This is a genomic window from Gammaproteobacteria bacterium (assembly GCA_013696315.1).
Taxonomy (GTDB): Bacteria; Pseudomonadota; Gammaproteobacteria; order JACCYU01; family JACCYU01; genus JACCYU01.
Genome location: JACCYU010000160.1, coordinates 23254 through 40649 on the forward strand (window position 1 = coordinate 23254; position 17396 = coordinate 40649).

A 17396-nucleotide genomic window follows, 5' to 3' on the forward strand; every position below is an offset into this window, starting at 1 on the left:
TTCAGCAAACGGACAGCGCTCCGGGTGCTATTTTGTGTTAAGCGCCAAGATTGTGCTAAGCGCCAAGGCTCGTACGCTACGTCGCGAAAAAGCGACCGTCAGCCAGCGACGCGACATCGGTCAGGGTGGCGCGCGCGGCGCGAAAGCCCAGCGCCAGACGCGAGACCGCCGCCCAGTCCAGCGGTCGCGCCAGCACCTGCCGGATGACCGCGCCGATGCATACGTGCCCGCCGTTGTCGATCACGCCGCCGAGCCACGTCGGCACGCGGGCGACGGAGGTATCGGAAACCGCGCGGATCGCCACAAACGGCACTTGCGCCTCGCTGGCCAGCGCCGCCAGCGCGGCGCTTTCCATGTCGGCCGCCATTGCGCCTGAACGCAGCATGAGCGCGCGCTTCTGCGCGCGCGTGGCGAGTACCGTCGTGCTTTCGATCAGCGGATCGACGTGGATGACGAAGCGATTTTTAAGCTGCTCGCACAGCCAGCCGTGCCAGGCCGTATCCACCGAGTAGGATCTGAGGTCCGTGTCGAGAATCACGCCGGGCACCAGCAGATTACCCGGCGCCAGCGCGCGGTCTAGTGCTGCCGCCACCCCCCAGCTCATCAACGCGGTGGCGCCTTGAGCCAGCAATTGTTCACCGGCGGCGCGCGCGCGGCTGGCGCCCATGCCGGCCAGCGCCACTCTTACGTCGCAGGCTTGTGCAACGTTCACTTCCATCGGTGGCTTCAGCGGCCTGCGGATCAAGGTGCGCGCCTCACCATCCAGCGCGGCGACGATCCCTATGCGCGTCATCCTAGCGCTGCCACCCGCAGTTTCCGGTAACGCGCCAGCGCCCACAGCGGGAAATACTTCTGATAACCGTGATATTTCAGATAGAACACGCGTGGGAAGCCCGGCGCCGTAAACGTATCGTCGCGCCACAACCCGTCGGCGCATTGCGCATCCAGCAGATAGCGGGCCGCCCGATCCAGTGCCGGCGAGTCTGCCTCGCCCGCGGCCATCAGCGCCAGCATCGCCCACGCCGTCTGAAATGAGGTGCTCTCCACTGCATCGCGAACCGCCGGCCGGTCACCGAGATAGCTGTCGTTGCCCTCTCCCCAGCCGCCGTCGGACTGCTGTGTCTCTTGCAGCCAGATCACGGCCCGCCGTACCGCGGGATCGTCCCGCGCTACGCCCACCTGCTCCAGCGCTGCCAGCACCGACCAGGTGCCGTAAATGTAATTGGTGCCCCAGCGCCCGTACCAGCTCCCGTCGGCTTCCTGTTGCGCGCGCAGGTACGCGATGCAGCGATCCAGGGCCTGCTGACAATGCGGATCGCTGGCGGCGAAACGGTCCAACGCGATCGCGCAGCGTGCGCTCACGTCCGCGGTCGGCGGGTCCAGCAGCGCGCCGTGATCCGCGAACGGTATCGCGTTCAGGTATTCGCGCGTGTTATCGACATCGAAGGCCGCGAATCCGCCATTGCGCGACTGCATGATACGGATCCACTCGGCCGCGCGGCGTGCCGACTCGTGGTTGCGGAGATCGTCTGACTGCATCATCGCCCAGGCCACCGCGCTCGTATCGTCGGTGTCGGGATAATGGCTGTTGCTGAACTGAAACGGCCAGCCACCGCCCGCGGCAAAGGGGCGATCGCGCCGCCAGTCGCCGGGTTCGTCGCGCAACTGGCGGTGGCGCAGCCACGACAGACCACGCTCCGCCGCTTGCGTCTCGCCGGCTTCCTGCATGGCCAGACAGGCGAGCGCCGTATCCCACACGGGCGACATGCAGGGCTGACAGTACGCGCTGTCGCCGTCCACCACCAACAGATCATCAAGCGCCCGACGCGCATCCTGGCGGTAAGGGTGCGTCGCGGAATAGCCGCGCAGGGCCAGCGCTTCGTAAGAGTTGACCATGGCCGGAAAGATTGCGCCCAGGCCCCCGCGACCGTTGCGGCGCTCGATAATCCAGTCTTCGGCGCGCTGTAGCGCACGGTTGCGTATCCAACGGGGCACGAACGGCTCCAGCCAGCGCCCGGTCCGATCCAGCAACAGAAACAGCCGCTTGAGCACTGACGGCGCCGGGAAATAATCGGTGACGTTTTCCGGCGGCACGTCGAACAGCTCGCTCAAACCCACAGCTTGGGGATTCCGGGCCTGCGCGCGCAGGCTGCACAGGATCAGCAACGGCACCATGACGGTGCGCGACCAGTACGATACCTTGTCGATATGAAACGGAAACCAGCGCGGCAGCAGGATGATTTCCACCGGCATGAACGGCACCGCGCGCCACGGCACCTGGCCGAACAGCGCCAGCGCGATGCGCGTGAAAACGTTCGCGCGGGCAGCACCCCCACGCGCCAGAATAGCTCGCCGCGCCGCCGCCATATGTGGCGCTTCGCAGTCGTCGCCGGCAAGCTTCAGCGCGTAATACGCCTTGACCGAACAGCTCAGATCGAAATCCCCACCCTCGTAAAGCGGCCAGCCGTGATGCAACGCCTGATCAAGTCCCGCCTGGTCTTCCATAGACTGGTGCGCACGGATGAATACCGCGAGCTTCGCCTGCAGCGCGGTATCGACTTCGCCCATGAAGTGCATCATGAGAATATATTCGGCGGGAATCGTGCAGTCGGCTTCCAGCTCGTACGACCAGTGCCCCGCGCGCTGTTGCGACACCACCAGCGCGCTGACCGCGCGCTCAACCGCCGAGTTCAGCAGGTCGCTTTCACTCAGCCGCCACCTTGCGCGCGCCACCCGATCCAGCATCATCAACCCCCCGCACTCCGCAGATCGCGCCCCGCGACATTGACCATACCCCGGATCAGCCGGTCGCGCTTAAGACTCATGCGCGCGATGAGGATGGTCGCCTTGACACTGCGCCGCGAGATCTTGACTTCACGCCCGGTACTGAAATCCGGGTGGCGCGCGAGCTTGCGCAAGGTCAGTACGGCAAAACCGATCGCCCACAGACAGAACGAGCGAATGCCTCGTTCGTGCCGGGGAATCAGCAAGGTATAGGTTACCGCGTCGTCCAGATGCGACTGCGCGATGGCGATCAGCCGCTCAAGGCCGGCGCCGAACTCGGCCCGATAAGCGCCGGGAGCGAGCTTGTGCAGGTCGAATCCAGCCTCCTCGAACACACTGCGCGGCAGCCAGCAGGCGCCGCGCTGCTGATCGTCCCAGATGTCTTTGAGGATATTCGTCATTTGCAATCCCTGCCCGAACGATACCGCCAGCGGCATCAGGGTGTGCCGATGGCGCGCGATGTCCGGCGAATATTCGCAGAACAGCTCGGTCAGGCTTTCGCCCACAATGCCGGCGACGTGGTAGCAGTAGCGCGCGAGCTGGTCGAGGTCCTCGAGTCCGCGCGGATTCTTGACGTGCTGGAATTCCACCATCCCGCTCGCCATCACACGCACACACCGGGCCAGGGATCTTAGCTGTGACGGGCTGAAGCTGAACGTAATCGCTATCACCGAAGGCGTGCGCCCTATCAACTCCTGCTCCGCGGGAAGCGTGTGTGCGGAAAGCCGGGCGGCGAGCGTTGCGGAAAACGCCCGCGCGCCGTTGCCGGTTTCCACGACGTCTACGAATTGCGCGCACAAAGCCGCCTGCTCATCCACGCCAAGCGCGGGTTCATCTTCGATGGTGTCGACGATGCGACACAGCAGATAAAGGTTGGATATGACGTCCCGGAGCTGGATAGGCAACTGCGGGATGGTCAGTGCGAACGTGCGCGACACGCCCAGCAGCAAATGGCTCTGCAGGGTTCGTTCGGCATCCGACAGACACCGGACTTCGGCTGCGCGCGGATTCCGCCTGGCGCTAGTGGCCCGCGGACCGGACTCGGCGGCATGCGCGGATTCAGTCATTGTCCGGCCGCCGAGTGTCGCATAAATGCCGCATAAGCGCCGTCATCGCTAGCGTCGGGCACTGGCTTCGGACCGGAAAAGTACACTTGTACATGCCTCGAAATTCAATCTAAGTAATATCCGCAACTTGGGTTTTTTCCAGGGTGCGGGTATCGTAACAACAAGTTTGCGCCGGTTAAACTTCTATGTTACATGTTTACGACAAATGGAATTCCCGTTTTATCGTGTTGCGTCGCCGACGTGGGGCAATACGAGAAATTGACCAGATGTTAACCACGCAATTTTAACTACCAGATTTTTAACCACAATCATCGAATCGTTATGGGTGTGCCCTTAAGACAACAGTATCGAGTCGCCCGCTACCTGCTCGCGCAGCGTTTGCAACGAAAAGAGCGCTACCCGCTGGTGCTCATGCTGGAACCCCTGTTCCGCTGCAATCTGGCCTGTGCGGGCTGTGGCAAGATCGACTATCCCGAAGACATTCTCAACCGGCGTTTGAGTGTAGCCGAATCCTTGAGCGCAGTGGATGAATGCGGCGCGCCCATGGTCTCGATCGCGGGTGGCGAGCCGCTGGTGCACAAGGAAATGCCCGAAATCGTGGCGGGAATCGTCGCGCGCAAGAAATTCGTTTATCTGTGCACCAACGCGCTCCTGCTGGAAAAGCGACTCGACGATTACCGGCCGTCGCCATATCTCACGATGTCGATTCACCTGGACGGCAACCGCGAACGGCACGATGCCTCCGTGTGCCGCGACGGCGTGTTCGACAAGGCCACGCAGGCCATCCGCCTCGCGCTGGAAAAGGGTTTCCGGGTGACGGTGAACTGCACTTTGTTCCAGGGCGAATCCGCACACGAAGTGGCGGAATTTTTCGATTACGCAACCGCGCTTGGCGTGGAAGGCATCACCGTGTCGCCCGGTTTCAGCTACGAGCACGCACCGCAGCAGCAGGTGTTCCTGCAGCGCACCGGCGCCAAGCAACTGTTCCGCGACATTTTCAAGCTCGGCAAAAAACGCCGCTGGGCATTCAACCATTCCAGCCTGTTTCTCGACTTTCTGGCCGGCAATCAGACGTATCACTGCACGCCGTGGGGCAACCCCACGCGCAACGTGTTTGGCTGGCAACGACCGTGCTATCTGCTGGTGGACGAGGGCTACGCGCCGACTTTCAATGCGCTCATGGAAGAGACGGACTGGGATCGTTACGGCACCGGGCGCAATCCCAAATGCGCGAATTGCATGGCGCACTGCGGGTACGAGCCGACCGCGGTGAGCGATACCTTCACGCACCCGTTGCGCGCACTGCAAACATTCATGTTCGGACCCCGCACCGAAGGCGCGATGGCGCCGGAATTGCCGGTGGGCTACGCCGAGAGCAACGTCGCGGACGGCATACGCATTCCGATCGAGGAGATCGGCAGCCGGCACAGCGCCCGCTAGCGGGCTGGCGGATACAGCGCCTCTGTACGGGCGCGGCGTGCGCTCAGCCGCGACCGGCGCCATCGTCGTAAACCGTCGTGAGTTGTGGATAGCCTGATCAATAGCGCCGGATTTTGCCTGACGGTCGGTGCGCTGCTGTTGTGGCTCGCGGTAATGCTCGCGCCCTGGCGTCCGTGGAGCACGCGCGAGCAGCTGACGGCGACTCCCTCGCCACCGGACTCCGACCTGCACGATGTCACGGTCATCATCCACGCCCGCAACGAGGCCTCACATATCGCTGAGACCCTGCGCGCCCTGGCGCGGCAGGGACACGGATTGCAGGTGATAGTCATCGACGATCAATCCACGGACGCCACGGAGTTTGAGGCACGCGCCGTGACTGCGCTGACACCGATGTGTCTGCGCGGCGAGCCATTGCCCACGGGCTGGACCGGCAAGCTGTGGGCACTTGAACAGGGCCGGCGACTTGCCCGCACTCCGCTGACCCTGGCCTTGGACGCCGACATCGTACTGGCGCCGGATATTATCGCTACGGCGCGCGACAAGCTCAGCCGCGAACGTCTCGATATGCTCTCGCTGGTGGCAGCGCCGCGCATGCAAAGTGCGCTGGAAAAACTGGCTATGCCGGCGTTCGTTTACTTTTTCAAACTGCTTTATCCGTTCGGTCTCAGCAATTCCCGACATTCGAGGATCGCCGCCGCGGCCGGCGGATTCGTACTGGTACGGACTTCGATGCTCGATGAGATTGACGCTTTTGCCTCCCTTAAAGGCGAGCTTATCGATGACTGCGCACTGGCGATGAAGGTCAAGCGCGCGGGCGGCAACATCTGGCTGGGACTCAGCCATGCGGTGATAAGTCAGCGGCGCAATCAGCAACTCGCCGACCTGTGGCGCATGGTGTCGCGCACCGCGTTTACCCAGTTGCGGTATTCGGGTGTCGCGCTCTGTGTCTGCACTGTAACGATGTTCATCGCCTTCGTGAGCCCGTTGCTGGCGATGAGCAGCGCGCACGCAGCGACTCGTGTTGTCTCAATCGCGGCGCTGGCCATGATGATGCTCAGTTATCTTCCCACTCTGTTGTACTATCGGCGCTCACCCGCCTGGGTGCTGAGCCTGCCGCTCGCCGCCCTGCTCTATCTTGCCATGACCTGGGGCTCCGCCATCGGCTACTGGCGCGGTCGGCGCGCCAGCTGGAAGGGGCGCGTATACCGCGCAGAAACCTTATGAATGAAAGAAACCCTATGATTAGCGATCGCAACACAGGCGTGTTATGGAATTCGCTGATCGTGACGCTTATTTTTGCGCTGACCGCGCCCTGCGTCACGGCCGAGACCACGGCAGAGAGCGAGTCTACGCCGACGGCAGTCGTGGAGGCCTTTCAGAACGAACTGATAGCGGTAATGAAAGCAGCCCCAGAACTCGGCTACCACGGTCGTTACGCGCGCCTGGCGCCGGCGGTGCGCCGCAGCCACGACATCGCCACGATCTCGCGCATCTCGGTAGGCAGCTACTGGGACGGACTCGATCGCGCACAACAGGCGAGGCTTGTCGAAACCTTCGGCGATCTCAGCATTTCGACGTATGCGGAACGCTTCGATGGATATTCGGGCGAGCGCTTCGATACCCAGTCCAGCGGCGACCTGAGCGCCGAGGTAGCAGGCGTGCGCAGCCTGCTTATGAAGGCGGATGGCGGCGAAATCCAATTTGACTATGTATTGCACAAAGACGATCGCGGCTGGCGTATCGTTAATATCGTGGTCGACGGGGTGAGCGATCTCGCACTCAAACGCGCGGAATACGCGGAAATCCTGAGCCGCGACGGCTTCCACGCACTGATCGCGGCGCTTAAAGAAAAGATTGCCGCCAACGCGCAGTAAAAAAGGGCGCAATGGCTTGAGACCCTCGCATGTTGGGCATTCCTTATAGTTCGCTGACCACCAGCAGCGTCGGTTCGACGATGCTCTTTTCGGCTGGCCGGTCACCCCGCGCTCTATGCGGCTCGGGATAAGAGTCCACGCCTGATTCGTGCCGCGGACGTGCCGGGGAGGCTACTACACTTTTCTCAACATTCCAGCTCGAATTCGTACTCCGGTTTAAGCGCGGCGCAACCGTCATGTGCGCGTTTCAACCGCACACGCCTCCGTCGCGGCCTCCCTTACCGCACCCTCGCCCGCCGCGTTTATCGCCCACCCCCGGTTGTCATTCACCAATGGGCACGCCACGCGGAACGTGCACGCAACAAGCCGCCCGTCGCGCGGTGCGTGCCGCTCGTCTTGGCGCGCTCGCCCGGCCGTGGCTGTTCGTCTACCTTGATTGACCGTTCAGCCCGATTTTGCGCGTTCACATCAGAGATTGGATCGCTCGCCTATGTCGGCTTGTGGATACGCGGGAACGGCGGCACGAACAGAAGTTTGTGAAATCCCGGAGGACACCGACAATGACCGGCTCTTACGACATTTGGCTCGTCATTTTGTCTGTCGTGGTGGCGAGCCTTGCCTCCTACGTCGCGGTCGACCTGGTTTCGCGTGTCGTTGCGTCAACCGCGCGCAAGAGCAAATGGTTCTGGCTGGTCGGCGGCTCGCTCTCAATGGGAATGGGCATTTGGTGCATGCGCTTCATCGGCACGCTGACTTATCGACTGCCGATCCAATGTCGTACGACATCCCCATAACCCTGATTTCGCTGTCAATCGCGGTGGGTTCGCGCTGTTTATGGTCAGGTGGCGCCATGACGTCCCGCAACTCAGTTGGCGCCGGATGTCTGATGGCTCCGGCATCGTAGCGATGCACTACACCGGCATGGCGTGAATGCACATGTTCCCACCGATTCGCTACGCTCCGTTGCTGTTTGCGCTCTCCCTCGTCATCGCGATCGCCGTGGCGGTCGCTGCGTTATGGATCGCGCTGCAACTGCTCGCGGAGTCGCTCTTCACCGCGATCTGGAAGCGTTTTGGCGCGGCGCTGGTGATGGGCGGCGCGATCTGCGGCATGCATTACACAGGCATGGCCGAGACCTGGGCCGATCGTCTCGCACAGTACTTGGAACTAGGCCAGTTGGCCTCGGAGGTCAACGCGCCGGGCAACGATGTCTTCGACTCGCACGACGTGGAGCCGAATCCGCACGCATGCGGGCCGCGATGCGCGCCTTCAACCTGCATCTTGACCAGGTGCGCGCCGAGCATGTCGGATTCCCCATCAAAAGAAGGCAGTAGATGAAACACCTAAAAATTTGGCAGAAGCTGGCCTTGATGGCGATCGTCTTTTTAGTCTGGTTTGCGGCGGTGACCTACAAGATGGTTTCCTCCATCAACACATTGGGAGTTGAATTCGCACGTCAGGAGATGCGCGGTGTGGACTATTACATTCCGCTGCTGGCACTGCTGAAAGACCTGCAGCAGCACCGTAGCATGGCCAATGCCTGGTTGAGCGGCGACGCGGCTTTCAGGGACAACCTCGCCACCAAAGACGCCGACATCGAGAACGACATCGCGAAAGTGGACGCAGTGGACCAGCAGCTGGATAGCGCCCTGCACACGAGTAAGGAATGGACTGCCTTGCGCGCTGCCTGCAGCGAACTTGTGAGCAAGACGCCCGGCCTCTCTGCGGACGACAGTTTCCAGCAGCATACCAGCGTGATTGGCAAAACCATCGCCTTGATCACCCACGTCGGTGACGCCTCTAATCTGACGCTCGATCCCGACATTGACAGCTACTACCTGATGAATGTGCTCATTTTTCAAGGGCCGGAGGTAAGCGAATTATTGGCCCAGGCCAGCGGTCTTGGCATTGGCATGACGGCGGCCAAGGGCGGGACCGCTGAGGAGTTCGAAAGACTGGACCGCCTGTCCGTCCTGGTGGACTTTCTGCAGAACAACGTTAAGGACTCGCTAAGCAGGGCACTGGCGTTTAATGCAGCGCTCAAGCCGCAGTTGGAAGCGCACATAAATGCCACCGAGAGCGCGGTGCGGCAAGCCGCGGGCGATATCAGACGGCTGGCTGCTAGCAAGAAGGTAGATGACTACGCTGTGGACTATTACGGGCCCATTACCCGCAGCGTCCATTCGATCTATGAAATCGAGAATCATGTCACGGGCACCTTGATTGAATTGCTAAACAAACGCATCGAGAAATTCCAGCATGAGGTGCGCTATATCCTGGCGTGGGCGGCTCTTGGCCTGCTGATGGTTTCACTTATTAGTCTTTTCATCATGCGCGATATCACGGTTCCTCTCGGCAAGCTGCTTGCTTTCCGCCAACCAGATCGCGACCGGCGACCTGAACGTGCAAGCCAAGTCCGAGGCGCGCAAGGATGAGACGGAATGCTGAGCCGGGCATTCGCCAATATGGCCGGGAGCTTGTCAACGCTTGCCCAGGACAAGTTGCGCGAGTCGGAAGTTCGCTTCCGCTCCGTCGTGCAGACCGCGTCGGATGCCATCGTGCTGGCCGGCAAAGGCGGCAACATCATCTCGTGGAACCGGGGCGCGCACGAGATTTTCGGCTACGGGGAAGACGAAGTGCTGGGTCAATCCGTCAGTCTAATCATTCCCGAACGTCTCCAGGGGGCGCATACGGCTGGTATGGCCCGCGTCAGCGCCGGCGGCAACGCGCATCTGATCGGCAAGGACTTGGAGCTGGTCGGGCGCCGTCGGGACGGAAGTGAGTTCCCTGTCCAGCTTACGCTCAACATGTGGCGCGTCGGGAGCGAAACGTATTACTCGGGAACCATGCGCGACATCACCATGCGCAAACACGCCGAAGAGCAGATGCGCGCATCGCTGGCGGAGAAAGAGATACTCCTGAAGGAGATTCACCACCGGGTCAAGAACAACATGCAGGTAATCTCATCGATGCTGAACCTGCAGATGGGGCGTATCCAGGAGCCGCGCACGCGCGAGATGTTCCGTGACGCGCAGAACCGCATCAAGAGCATGGCCCTGATTCACGAACGGCTTTATCAGCAGCACACCCTGGCGCGGGTGGAATTCGCCGCTTACCTGCGCCAGTTGGTGGGTCATTTGCTGCGATCCTACCGCACCAGCGCGGTGACGCTGAAGTTCGAGGCTGACGAGGTCTCGCTCGACATCGACACCGCCGTGCCCTGCGGCCTGATCGTCAACGAGCTGGTCGCCAACGCCCTCAAGCACGCGTTCGCCGACGGCCGTACCGGCGTATTAACCGTTATCTTACGCGCGAGTGAGGCAGGCAGCGAAGTCGGTCGCGCGCGGCTGATCGTCGCCGACGACGGTCCCGGCATTGCGGCGGGATTTGATCTGCGCAAGGCCACGTCGCTGGGCCTGCAACTGGTGGCCGATCTCACTGAGCAGATCGGCGGCGTAATTGAATCGAGCAACGATCATGGCGCGCGCTGGACACTCAGCTTTCCCGCCTCACGTCCCCAGCGGGCGCCAGCGGCCAATACGAGCACCCTTCCGGACGCGGCGTAAGGATCAGACACGGAGGGAGACAGCATGACTCAATCAGCGCAAGTCACCAGGCGGCGCAGCCTACGCGCATCTTGGTGGTCGAGGACGAACGCATCGTGGCGCGCGATATTCAGGCCGCGCTGCGGCAACTGGGCTATGAAGTGCCCGCCACCGCGGCCTCCGGCGACGACGCCCTGCGCCTGGTGGAGGAGATTCGTCCGCACCTGATCATGATGGATATCAACATCCAGGGCGATAAGGACGGCGTGCAGACGGCAATGCTGGTGCGCGAGCGGTTCGACGTGCCGGTGGTTTTCTTAACCGCCAATTCCGATGACGCTACCTTGCACCGCGCCAAGCAGGCGCAGCCTTATGGCTTTCTGCTCAAGCCGTTCGAAGAGCGTGAACTGCGCGCAGTGATTGAGACCGCGCTCTACAAACCCCGTGTGGAGGCACGCCTGCGCGAGAGTGAAGCGCGCCTGCACGCGATCTTGCGCTCCATCGGTGACGGCGTGATCGCCGCCGACCGCCAGGGAAAGGTCGTGTTTCTCAACCCCGTGGCCGAGGCCTTGACCGGGTGGACTCAATCCGAGGCGCTGGGCGTGGCGCTCAACGAGGTTTTCTTTTCGTTCAGCGCGACGCAGGGAGCCGCGGAAAATACGCTTGCGCGACTTATGCGCGAGGAAACGTCAGGAGGCTTGCTCAGTCACGCCTGGCTGATGTCGCGCGCGGGTGGCCGCACGCCCATCGAACACACGATCTCTTCCATTACGGGGCGCGCCGGCGGGTGTCGTGGTGGCTTTTCGCAACGTAACCGAACGCAAGGCTTTCGAGGAGCGCCTCACACACCAGGCCTTCCACGATCCACTCACGCGCCTGCCGAATCGCGCCCTGATGCACAACCGGCTGCGGCACGCCCTGGCCAAAGCGCCGCGCAGCCACTCGCAGATCAGCGTGCTGTTTCTGTACATGGACAACTTTAAGCTCGTGAACGACTCGCTGGGTCACGCGGCCGGTGATCAATTACTGCAGCAGGTCGCCGAACGCCTGCGCCGAGCGTTGCGCGAAGGCGATACGGTGGCGCGCTTCGGTGGCGACGAATTCACGATCCTGCTCGACGCGCTTGACAATCCCGCGTACGCACTCAACGTCGCGGCACGGATCATCGCGGCATTGCAGGAGCCCTTTCTAATTGAAGGACAGACGATTTACACCTCGCCCAGCATTGGCATCGCCTTCAGCCGTGAGGGCGAGCAGTTGGCGGACGAGCTGCTGCGCCAAGCGGACGCCGCGATGTTCGAAGCGAAGAAGAAGGGTCGGGCGTGCTTTGAGGTGTTCCGCGAGGGCTTAAGCGATCAGATGCTGCGTTGTCTGCAGCTCGGCAACGATCTGCGCGTGGGGATCGCGCGTGGCGAACTGGTGCTGCATTACCAGCCCAAGATCGAGTTGGACCACCGGACGCATCTACGGTGTGGAGGCGCTGGTGCGGTCGAATCATCCCACCCGCGGGATGATTCAGCCGAACGAGTTCATTCCAATTGCCGAGCAGATGGGGCTGATAAGCCAACTGGGTCGCTGGGTGCTGCGCGTGGCCTGCCAGCAGGGACGACGCTGGCAGGATGCCGGCATTGATAAGGGGCCGCTGTTCGCGGACAGGAATGTTTCATCACGGTCGCCTCTCTCCAGCGACGAAACAGGCACATCGGCGGAGCGCGCGCACGCTTACGCACTGCGCATGAACGTGAACGTGGCCGCGGGGCAGCTTAAAAAGCAGGGCGATTTTGTGCGGGAAGTCGCCCAGATCTTGCGGGAAACCGGCCTGCAGCCGCATCGGCTGGTGCTGGAAATCACCGAGAGCGTGGCGATGGACGAAGCCGAACAAACAATCGAGACCTTGCGTGAACTCAAAACGCTGGGCGTGCAGCTGGCGATCGACGACTTTGGCACCGGCTATTCGAGTCTTTCCTATCTCCGATCGTTTCCCCTGGACATCCTCAAGATCGACCGCCGGTTCGTGACCGGACTCAAGGAAACACCCGGCGACAAGGTCATCGTCGAATCAATGATCGACCTGGCGCACGCCTTAATCTGACCGTGGTGGCCGAGGGCACGGAAACGGCGCTCGAAGTCGAGTCGCTACGCGCCATGGGCTGCGACCTGGCGCAGGGTTTTTATTTCGCGAAGCCCATGCAGCGCACTGGCCGCCTATCTCGGCATCACAAACGAATGCGCGGATCAGCGACAGACAACGGGCTGAAAAAAAATGGGTGGGTACGCTGCGCTTTATCCACCCTACGATCTTCGAACTCAAAGGTGCTTCAACGGGTCATTCAATCGCGCCGGCCCTTGCCCAGGATGGTGTGTCACCGCCGTGCCGACCGGTGTCCCGTTAAGCGCCGCAGCGAACAAATCGTAATCGTGCGCCGCGAGGATGCGGCACATACAGCGCTTATCGTTCAACAACTCCGCCAGGCGCGAGTCCACCACGCCGCGGCGCGCAAGCTCTTGCGAATTGACCTTGATTGCATCGATTCGTATCGACTTGACCAGCAGCAAATGGCTCGCTCGCAGCCGCGCTGCCAGCCAGGCGGCCAGCGAGTCCGACGTCAGCGACCAGTCGCAGCGCATTCCGCGCATGGTCGTACCCGGCGGTATCCATACCGGCACCTGTCGCGCCCGCCACGCGCGCCTTATCGCATCCTCATCGGCCGCGACTACGAGGCCGGGTTGCAGGTCGCTTAGCATCATCCCGTACTGCGCCATCCCCAGCATCGCCATGCGATGCGCGGCGGCGTCGCCAAACCGCCAGCGTCCCTGCGCTGCGCGCACCTGATCCGCAAACGGACCGCCGCCCGGCACCACCGCGATGCGCCCGGCGCCATGCTCCGCGAGCGCCGCCAGCCAGTGGGGCAAGAACTCGCCCGCGAACAAACTGCCGCCGAGCTTCACCACCCATTTGTTCAGGTTCATGTGTTTAGAGATGAGTCACCGCTTGCTGCCTGGGCTGAAACAGCGCGCGCATCGCCGCCGCCTTGTCGAAAGTCTCCTGATATTCGGCTGCGAGCTCCGAATCTGCCACGATGCCCCCACCGGCCCAGAAGCGGGTCACGCCATGGCTGTTTACCAGGGTGCGGATGGCGATGTTGCTGTCCATAGCCCCGTCGAAGCCAACATAGCCGATCGCGCCGCAATATACACCGCGACGATGCGGCTCCAGCTCCTCGATGATCTCCATCGCGCGCAGCTTGGGTGCGCCGGTGATGGAGCCGCCGGGGAAACAGCCGCGCAGCAGATGCAGCGCATCGCGCGCCGGCGCCAGTTTGCCCGTCACGGTGCTGACCAGATGATGCACGGTCGCGAAGCTTTCCAGGCTGAACAGCGCCGGCACCGCCACGCTGCCCCACGCGCAGTTCTTGCCGATGTCGTTGCGCAGCAAATCCACGATCATGAGATTTTCGGCGCGGTCCTTGGCGCTGTTCAGGAGTTCCTCGGCGGCGGCGCGATCACGCGCCTTATCCGGGCTGCGCGCGCGGGTGCCCTTGATGGGACGCGTCTGCACGCATCCTTCGCGCACTTCCAGGAATCGCTCCGGCGAGGCGCTCAGGATTTGCGCGAAGGGCGTGTTCAGGTACGCGCTGTAAGGCGCGGGATTGATGCGTCGCAGGCGCCGGTATGCGAGCCAGGGATCGCCGTGCGTGGGCGCGGCAAAACGCTGCGCGAGATTGACCTGATAACAGTCGCCGGCGCGGATATATTGTTTGATGCGCTTGAACGCCGCCGTGTAGAACACCTCGTCCATATTCGACTTCAGGACACCAGCGGCTTGAAACGGCTCGCGCTGAAGCGCCGGCCGCGGCGCGCGAAACTGAGTCACGAGCCGGTCCCAATGACGGAATGTGTCGTCATCGCGGCCGTGCCCCACCAACCAGCTGCGTGCGACCTGATGATCGACCACCAGGGCCCAGTCGTAGATACCGATCGCCATTTCGGGCAATTGCTCGGCGTCCGCGGCGAGACTGGGCAGGCGTTCGAGCCTGCGGCCGAGATCGTAGCCGAAGTAACCGATGGCGCCGCCGCAAAACGGCAGGCCGACGGAGGCCGCCGCGCGCGGACCCAGACACTCGCGGAGAATCTCGAACGGGTCATCGGGCAGGAGCTTTGATCCGTGCGCGCCACGTAACTCGCTCATCGCGCCGCGAGTATACACGGTGATCATCGGATTGGCGCTGATGATGTCGTAGCGGCCCTGGCGGGTGTGGGGATGACCGCTGTCCAGAAACACGGCCCACGGCAAATCGGCGACGCATTCGAACAACCGGTCGCTGTGCGGAAAATACGGTAACTCGGTGACGCGCGCTTCACTCATGACCGCTTAGACACGCAAACGCCCCATTGTCACAACGCGGGGTCACAGCGCCCTGCAAACGGTAACGGCGGCTATTCGGCGCCCGCCCCGACGCGATGGTATGACTTCCCCTGCCCTCCGGCGAACTCGTTACTCGCCAGCAGCGCGATCGCCACGGCAGGCGCGCAGTCGGCGATCGCCGCACCCCCCGCCAGTGGCTCGGGGGGAAAGAACGTGCCGAAATCGACGAACGGACGCTGCAGTCGTATGGCGAGCGCGCGCACCAGAAAGCGTCCGATGCCGGCGCCGACCAGTGGCGCGCTAACCCCGAACACGCCGCGCGAGAGATGTGTCTCGCAAGCGGTGCGCAGACGCATGAGCTGGCATTCGGCGATGTATTCGGCCACCCTGACCCAGTCATCGTTATCGGCGGCATCCTGCTCTGTCGCCAAACCCATATCGACGCCCAGCATGCGCGCCAGGCGTCGCGCGCTGGCGGCTTCGGTCTTGTCGCCGCCGTCCGCACTGGGCAGCATGTCCGCATAGGCCGGCAGGTCACCGGTCAGGCGATAGACATCCGCCGTCGTGGCGAACTGCTCGGCCATCAGGCCGGTCCATCTGCCTGCGCTCGCCGCGCGGTCGGTAATTGCCATCACCGGCGTCCTGATTACGCCGGTATAAATCAGTTCGTCCTGCGTCAGGCGCGCGTGATCGGTAAACCCGCACGCATTTACCTCGCCGTGGCTGAAGCTCAGCATGTCGGTGGTGGTGCTGCCGACATCGATATATAGGCCTTCCGACATCCGGTTCGCGACCAGCGTGGCGGCCGCCAGCCAGTTCGCTGACGCCACTTGCTCGGCCTGCGCGGCCACGGCCTCAGCCGACACGAAGCCGTTGCGGCCGGCATACACCAGCAGCGGCGTCTCGCCGAACTGCTGCACCATCACACCAAGCAACTCTCTCACACCGTGTGTGCGATCGGGAAAGATGTCCACCAGCTCGCCGGTCATGGTTACCGCGTGCGACGCGCGGTCGATCTGCATATCCTCCAGCATGCTGCGCAAGGTAATGCGCAGCTGCGGCAGGCCGCGCCATAACGGACATGGCCGCTGGATGACTTGCTGCACCGCGCCGTTGACGTTGACGCTGGCCGCCTTGACGTGGGCGCCACCGAGATCCCAGCCCACTACCGGGTCAAGCAACATGACCCGCCTCCAGCGAAACGTCGATGGCGGCCGGGGCGCGCGTGCGCACCGACGCCAGTTCGCCGCCGCCGATCAGGTCCAGCACCAGCGCGGCTGGATTCTCGCCCAGCGAATCCTTGAGGCCCAGATAGGACGTGGTGACCCGCGGGTTGATTTCGAGCAACAGCGGGCCGTGCTCGCTGACGATGAAGTCAACGCCGACCAGCCCCCACAAGCCAGGCATCGCGGCGGCGACACCACGCGCCAGCCGCGCGTAACCCGCGCGCCCATCCGTCAGACCGTTGACGACGCAACCCAGCAGATGAAATTCGTCGTTGGAGACCACCACGCGCTGACGATTGCAGCTCAGCAGCCGCGCTTCGCCATCGCGGCACAACAGACACAGGCTGCCCGACACACCCTCGATGAAAGGTTGCGCCACGTACACCTCACCGTTGGACTCTTTGGCGGCCATGCGTGCGAGTTCCTGTTCGTCGCGGCAGATGCGCGCGCCCAGACAACCCACGCCGTCGTCGGGCTTGACGACCCAGCAGCTCGCGTGATCACGGGGGCACTCGGACAGGGCGTAAGTCGGCACCATCGGCAGGCCGTGCTGCGTAAGCCGTACCGCGGTGCGCAGCTTGCTCGCGGCCACACGTACCGCGTCCGGACGGCTGTTGAGCAACAGCTTGCCCGCGTTGATCACCTTGCGGCTGGAGCGTTCCAGCCTATCACCGGTTTCGGGCGCGACCGGCCACACCGCATCGGCCTCCCCCAGCAGTTCCTGCCAGCCGCGTCGGAAATCGTCTTCGTTATGCACGTAATGCACATCGGCGCCCCAGTCCGGCTCGTCGAGACGCGCATCGCGCAATGTGGTTAAATGCAGATCGGGAATTTCAGCCAGGTCATTGATCAACGCACGCAACATCATGTCGCCCTCGTACGTCAGCGAGGCGGGCACGGTTTCAGCCAGCATGCCGCCGCCTGTTACATACTCGAACACAAAAATTCGCACGTTTACCTCTTGCAAATCATACCGGTTATCGACCTGATGGATGGCCGTGTCGTGCATGCGCGCGGCGGCGAACGCTCGCGCTATCGCCCGGTGCGCTCTGTACTATGCGGCTCCAGCGGACCATCAAACAGTAAACCAT

At 62.6% G+C, this 17396-nt stretch carries 15 protein-coding genes and 1 pseudogene; 9 read left to right on the forward strand and 7 right to left on the reverse strand.

Annotated features, from left to right (window positions below):
• Positions 1-76 precede the first annotated feature (76 nt).
• The 3 genes from H0V34_09715 to H0V34_09725 are packed head-to-tail and all read right to left on the reverse strand — an operon-like array spanning position 77 to position 3851.
• Positions 77-793 carry a hypothetical protein gene (locus H0V34_09715; GenBank protein MBA2491958.1) on the reverse strand — a complete coding sequence of 239 codons (717 nt, stop codon included), beginning with the start codon at positions 791-793 and terminating at the stop codon, positions 77-79.
• Entirely contained in the window at positions 790-2748 is a 1959-nt protein-coding gene (gene shc / locus H0V34_09720) for a squalene--hopene cyclase (GenBank protein MBA2491959.1), read from the reverse strand. The genes H0V34_09715 and shc overlap by 4 nt, the downstream gene beginning before the upstream one ends.
• Positions 2748-3851: a squalene/phytoene synthase family protein gene (locus H0V34_09725; GenBank protein MBA2491960.1), complete on the reverse strand. Its 1104-nt coding sequence runs from the start codon at positions 3849-3851 to the stop codon at positions 2748-2750. The genes shc and H0V34_09725 overlap by 1 nt, the downstream gene beginning before the upstream one ends.
• Positions 3852-4172: 321 nt before the next feature.
• Here H0V34_09725 and hpnH point away from each other — a divergent pair, with 321 nt between their 5' ends.
• From hpnH to H0V34_09770, 9 genes and pseudogenes are all read left to right on the forward strand, one after another.
• Complete coding sequence (hpnH, locus tag H0V34_09730) at positions 4173-5291, forward strand: adenosyl-hopene transferase HpnH (protein ID MBA2491961.1); 1119 nt, start codon at positions 4173-4175, stop codon at positions 5289-5291.
• Positions 5292-5444: 153 nt separating this feature from the next.
• Positions 5445-6518 (forward strand): glycosyltransferase, encoded by a 1074-nt coding sequence (locus H0V34_09735; GenBank protein MBA2491962.1) that lies wholly within the window; start codon positions 5445-5447, stop codon positions 6516-6518.
• Positions 6519-6532: 14 nt separating this feature from the next.
• The gene (locus H0V34_09740; protein ID MBA2491963.1) at positions 6533-7168 is read left to right on the forward strand and encodes an ABC transporter substrate-binding protein; all 636 of its coding nucleotides are present in this window, start codon (positions 6533-6535) and stop codon (positions 7166-7168) included.
• Between the two features lie 560 nt (positions 7169-7728).
• Positions 7729-7962, forward strand: coding sequence for a hypothetical protein (locus H0V34_09745; protein MBA2491964.1), 234 nt, complete (start codon positions 7729-7731; stop codon positions 7960-7962).
• A gap of 40 nt (positions 7963-8002) precedes the next feature.
• Positions 8003-8506: pseudogene (locus H0V34_09750) on the forward strand (hypothetical protein).
• Positions 8503-9603 (forward strand): nitrate- and nitrite sensing domain-containing protein, encoded by a 1101-nt coding sequence (locus H0V34_09755; GenBank protein ID MBA2491965.1) that lies wholly within the window; start codon positions 8503-8505, stop codon positions 9601-9603. Before H0V34_09750 ends, H0V34_09755 begins: the two are co-directional and overlap by 4 nt.
• A gap of 6 nt (positions 9604-9609) precedes the next feature.
• On the forward strand, positions 9610-10734 hold the full coding sequence (locus tag H0V34_09760; GenBank protein ID MBA2491966.1) for a PAS domain S-box protein: 1125 nt from the start codon (positions 9610-9612) through the stop codon (positions 10732-10734).
• Between the two features lie 71 nt (positions 10735-10805).
• The gene (locus H0V34_09765; protein ID MBA2491967.1) at positions 10806-11696 is read left to right on the forward strand and encodes a response regulator; all 891 of its coding nucleotides are present in this window, start codon (positions 10806-10808) and stop codon (positions 11694-11696) included.
• A 488-nt stretch (positions 11697-12184) separates the two neighbouring features.
• Positions 12185-12805: an EAL domain-containing protein gene (locus H0V34_09770; protein ID MBA2491968.1), complete on the forward strand. Its 621-nt coding sequence runs from the start codon at positions 12185-12187 to the stop codon at positions 12803-12805.
• Between the two features lie 215 nt (positions 12806-13020).
• Here H0V34_09770 and H0V34_09775 read toward each other — a convergent pair whose 3' ends face one another.
• The 4 genes from H0V34_09775 to H0V34_09790 all read right to left on the reverse strand — a co-directional run bounded on the left by H0V34_09775 (position 13021) and on the right by H0V34_09790 (position 17314).
• The gene (locus H0V34_09775; protein ID MBA2491969.1) at positions 13021-13683 is read right to left on the reverse strand and encodes an amino acid kinase; all 663 of its coding nucleotides are present in this window, start codon (positions 13681-13683) and stop codon (positions 13021-13023) included.
• Positions 13684-13687: 4 nt separating this feature from the next.
• Positions 13688-15079: an aminodeoxychorismate synthase component I gene (gene pabB / locus H0V34_09780; protein MBA2491970.1), complete on the reverse strand. Its 1392-nt coding sequence runs from the start codon at positions 15077-15079 to the stop codon at positions 13688-13690.
• Positions 15080-15150: 71 nt separating this feature from the next.
• Entirely contained in the window at positions 15151-16263 is a 1113-nt protein-coding gene (locus H0V34_09785; GenBank protein MBA2491971.1) for a hypothetical protein, read from the reverse strand.
• A complete protein-coding gene (locus H0V34_09790; GenBank protein ID MBA2491972.1) occupies positions 16253-17314 on the reverse strand; it encodes an ATP-grasp domain-containing protein in 1062 nt (353 codons plus the stop codon). The genes H0V34_09785 and H0V34_09790 overlap by 11 nt, the downstream gene beginning before the upstream one ends.
• Positions 17315-17396: the final 82 nt, after the last annotated feature.

What these genes read in the sequence shown, in the direction of transcription:
- H0V34_09760 (MBA2491966.1), top strand. Translation starts at nt 9,610, where the DNA reads ATGCTGAGCCGGGCATTCGCCAATATGGCCGGGAGCTTGTCAACGCTT.
- H0V34_09775 (MBA2491969.1), bottom strand. Translation starts at nt 13,683, where the DNA reads ATGAACCTGAACAAATGGGTGGTGAAGCTCGGCGGCAGTTTGTTCGCG.
- H0V34_09715 (MBA2491958.1), bottom strand. Translation starts at nt 793, where the DNA reads ATGACGCGCATAGGGATCGTCGCCGCGCTGGATGGTGAGGCGCGCACC.
- hpnH (MBA2491961.1), top strand. Translation starts at nt 4,173, where the DNA reads ATGGGTGTGCCCTTAAGACAACAGTATCGAGTCGCCCGCTACCTGCTC.
- H0V34_09785 (MBA2491971.1), bottom strand. Translation starts at nt 16,263, where the DNA reads ATGTTGCTTGACCCGGTAGTGGGCTGGGATCTCGGTGGCGCCCACGTC.
- H0V34_09755 (MBA2491965.1), top strand. Translation starts at nt 8,503, where the DNA reads ATGAAACACCTAAAAATTTGGCAGAAGCTGGCCTTGATGGCGATCGTC.
- H0V34_09745 (MBA2491964.1), top strand. Translation starts at nt 7,729, where the DNA reads ATGACCGGCTCTTACGACATTTGGCTCGTCATTTTGTCTGTCGTGGTG.
- H0V34_09735 (MBA2491962.1), top strand. Translation starts at nt 5,445, where the DNA reads ATGCTCGCGCCCTGGCGTCCGTGGAGCACGCGCGAGCAGCTGACGGCG.
- H0V34_09725 (MBA2491960.1), bottom strand. Translation starts at nt 3,851, where the DNA reads ATGACTGAATCCGCGCATGCCGCCGAGTCCGGTCCGCGGGCCACTAGC.
- shc (MBA2491959.1), bottom strand. Translation starts at nt 2,748, where the DNA reads ATGATGCTGGATCGGGTGGCGCGCGCAAGGTGGCGGCTGAGTGAAAGC.
- H0V34_09790 (MBA2491972.1), bottom strand. Translation starts at nt 17,314, where the DNA reads ATGCACGACACGGCCATCCATCAGGTCGATAACCGGTATGATTTGCAA.
- H0V34_09740 (MBA2491963.1), top strand. Translation starts at nt 6,533, where the DNA reads ATGATTAGCGATCGCAACACAGGCGTGTTATGGAATTCGCTGATCGTG.
- pabB (MBA2491970.1), bottom strand. Translation starts at nt 15,079, where the DNA reads ATGAGTGAAGCGCGCGTCACCGAGTTACCGTATTTTCCGCACAGCGAC.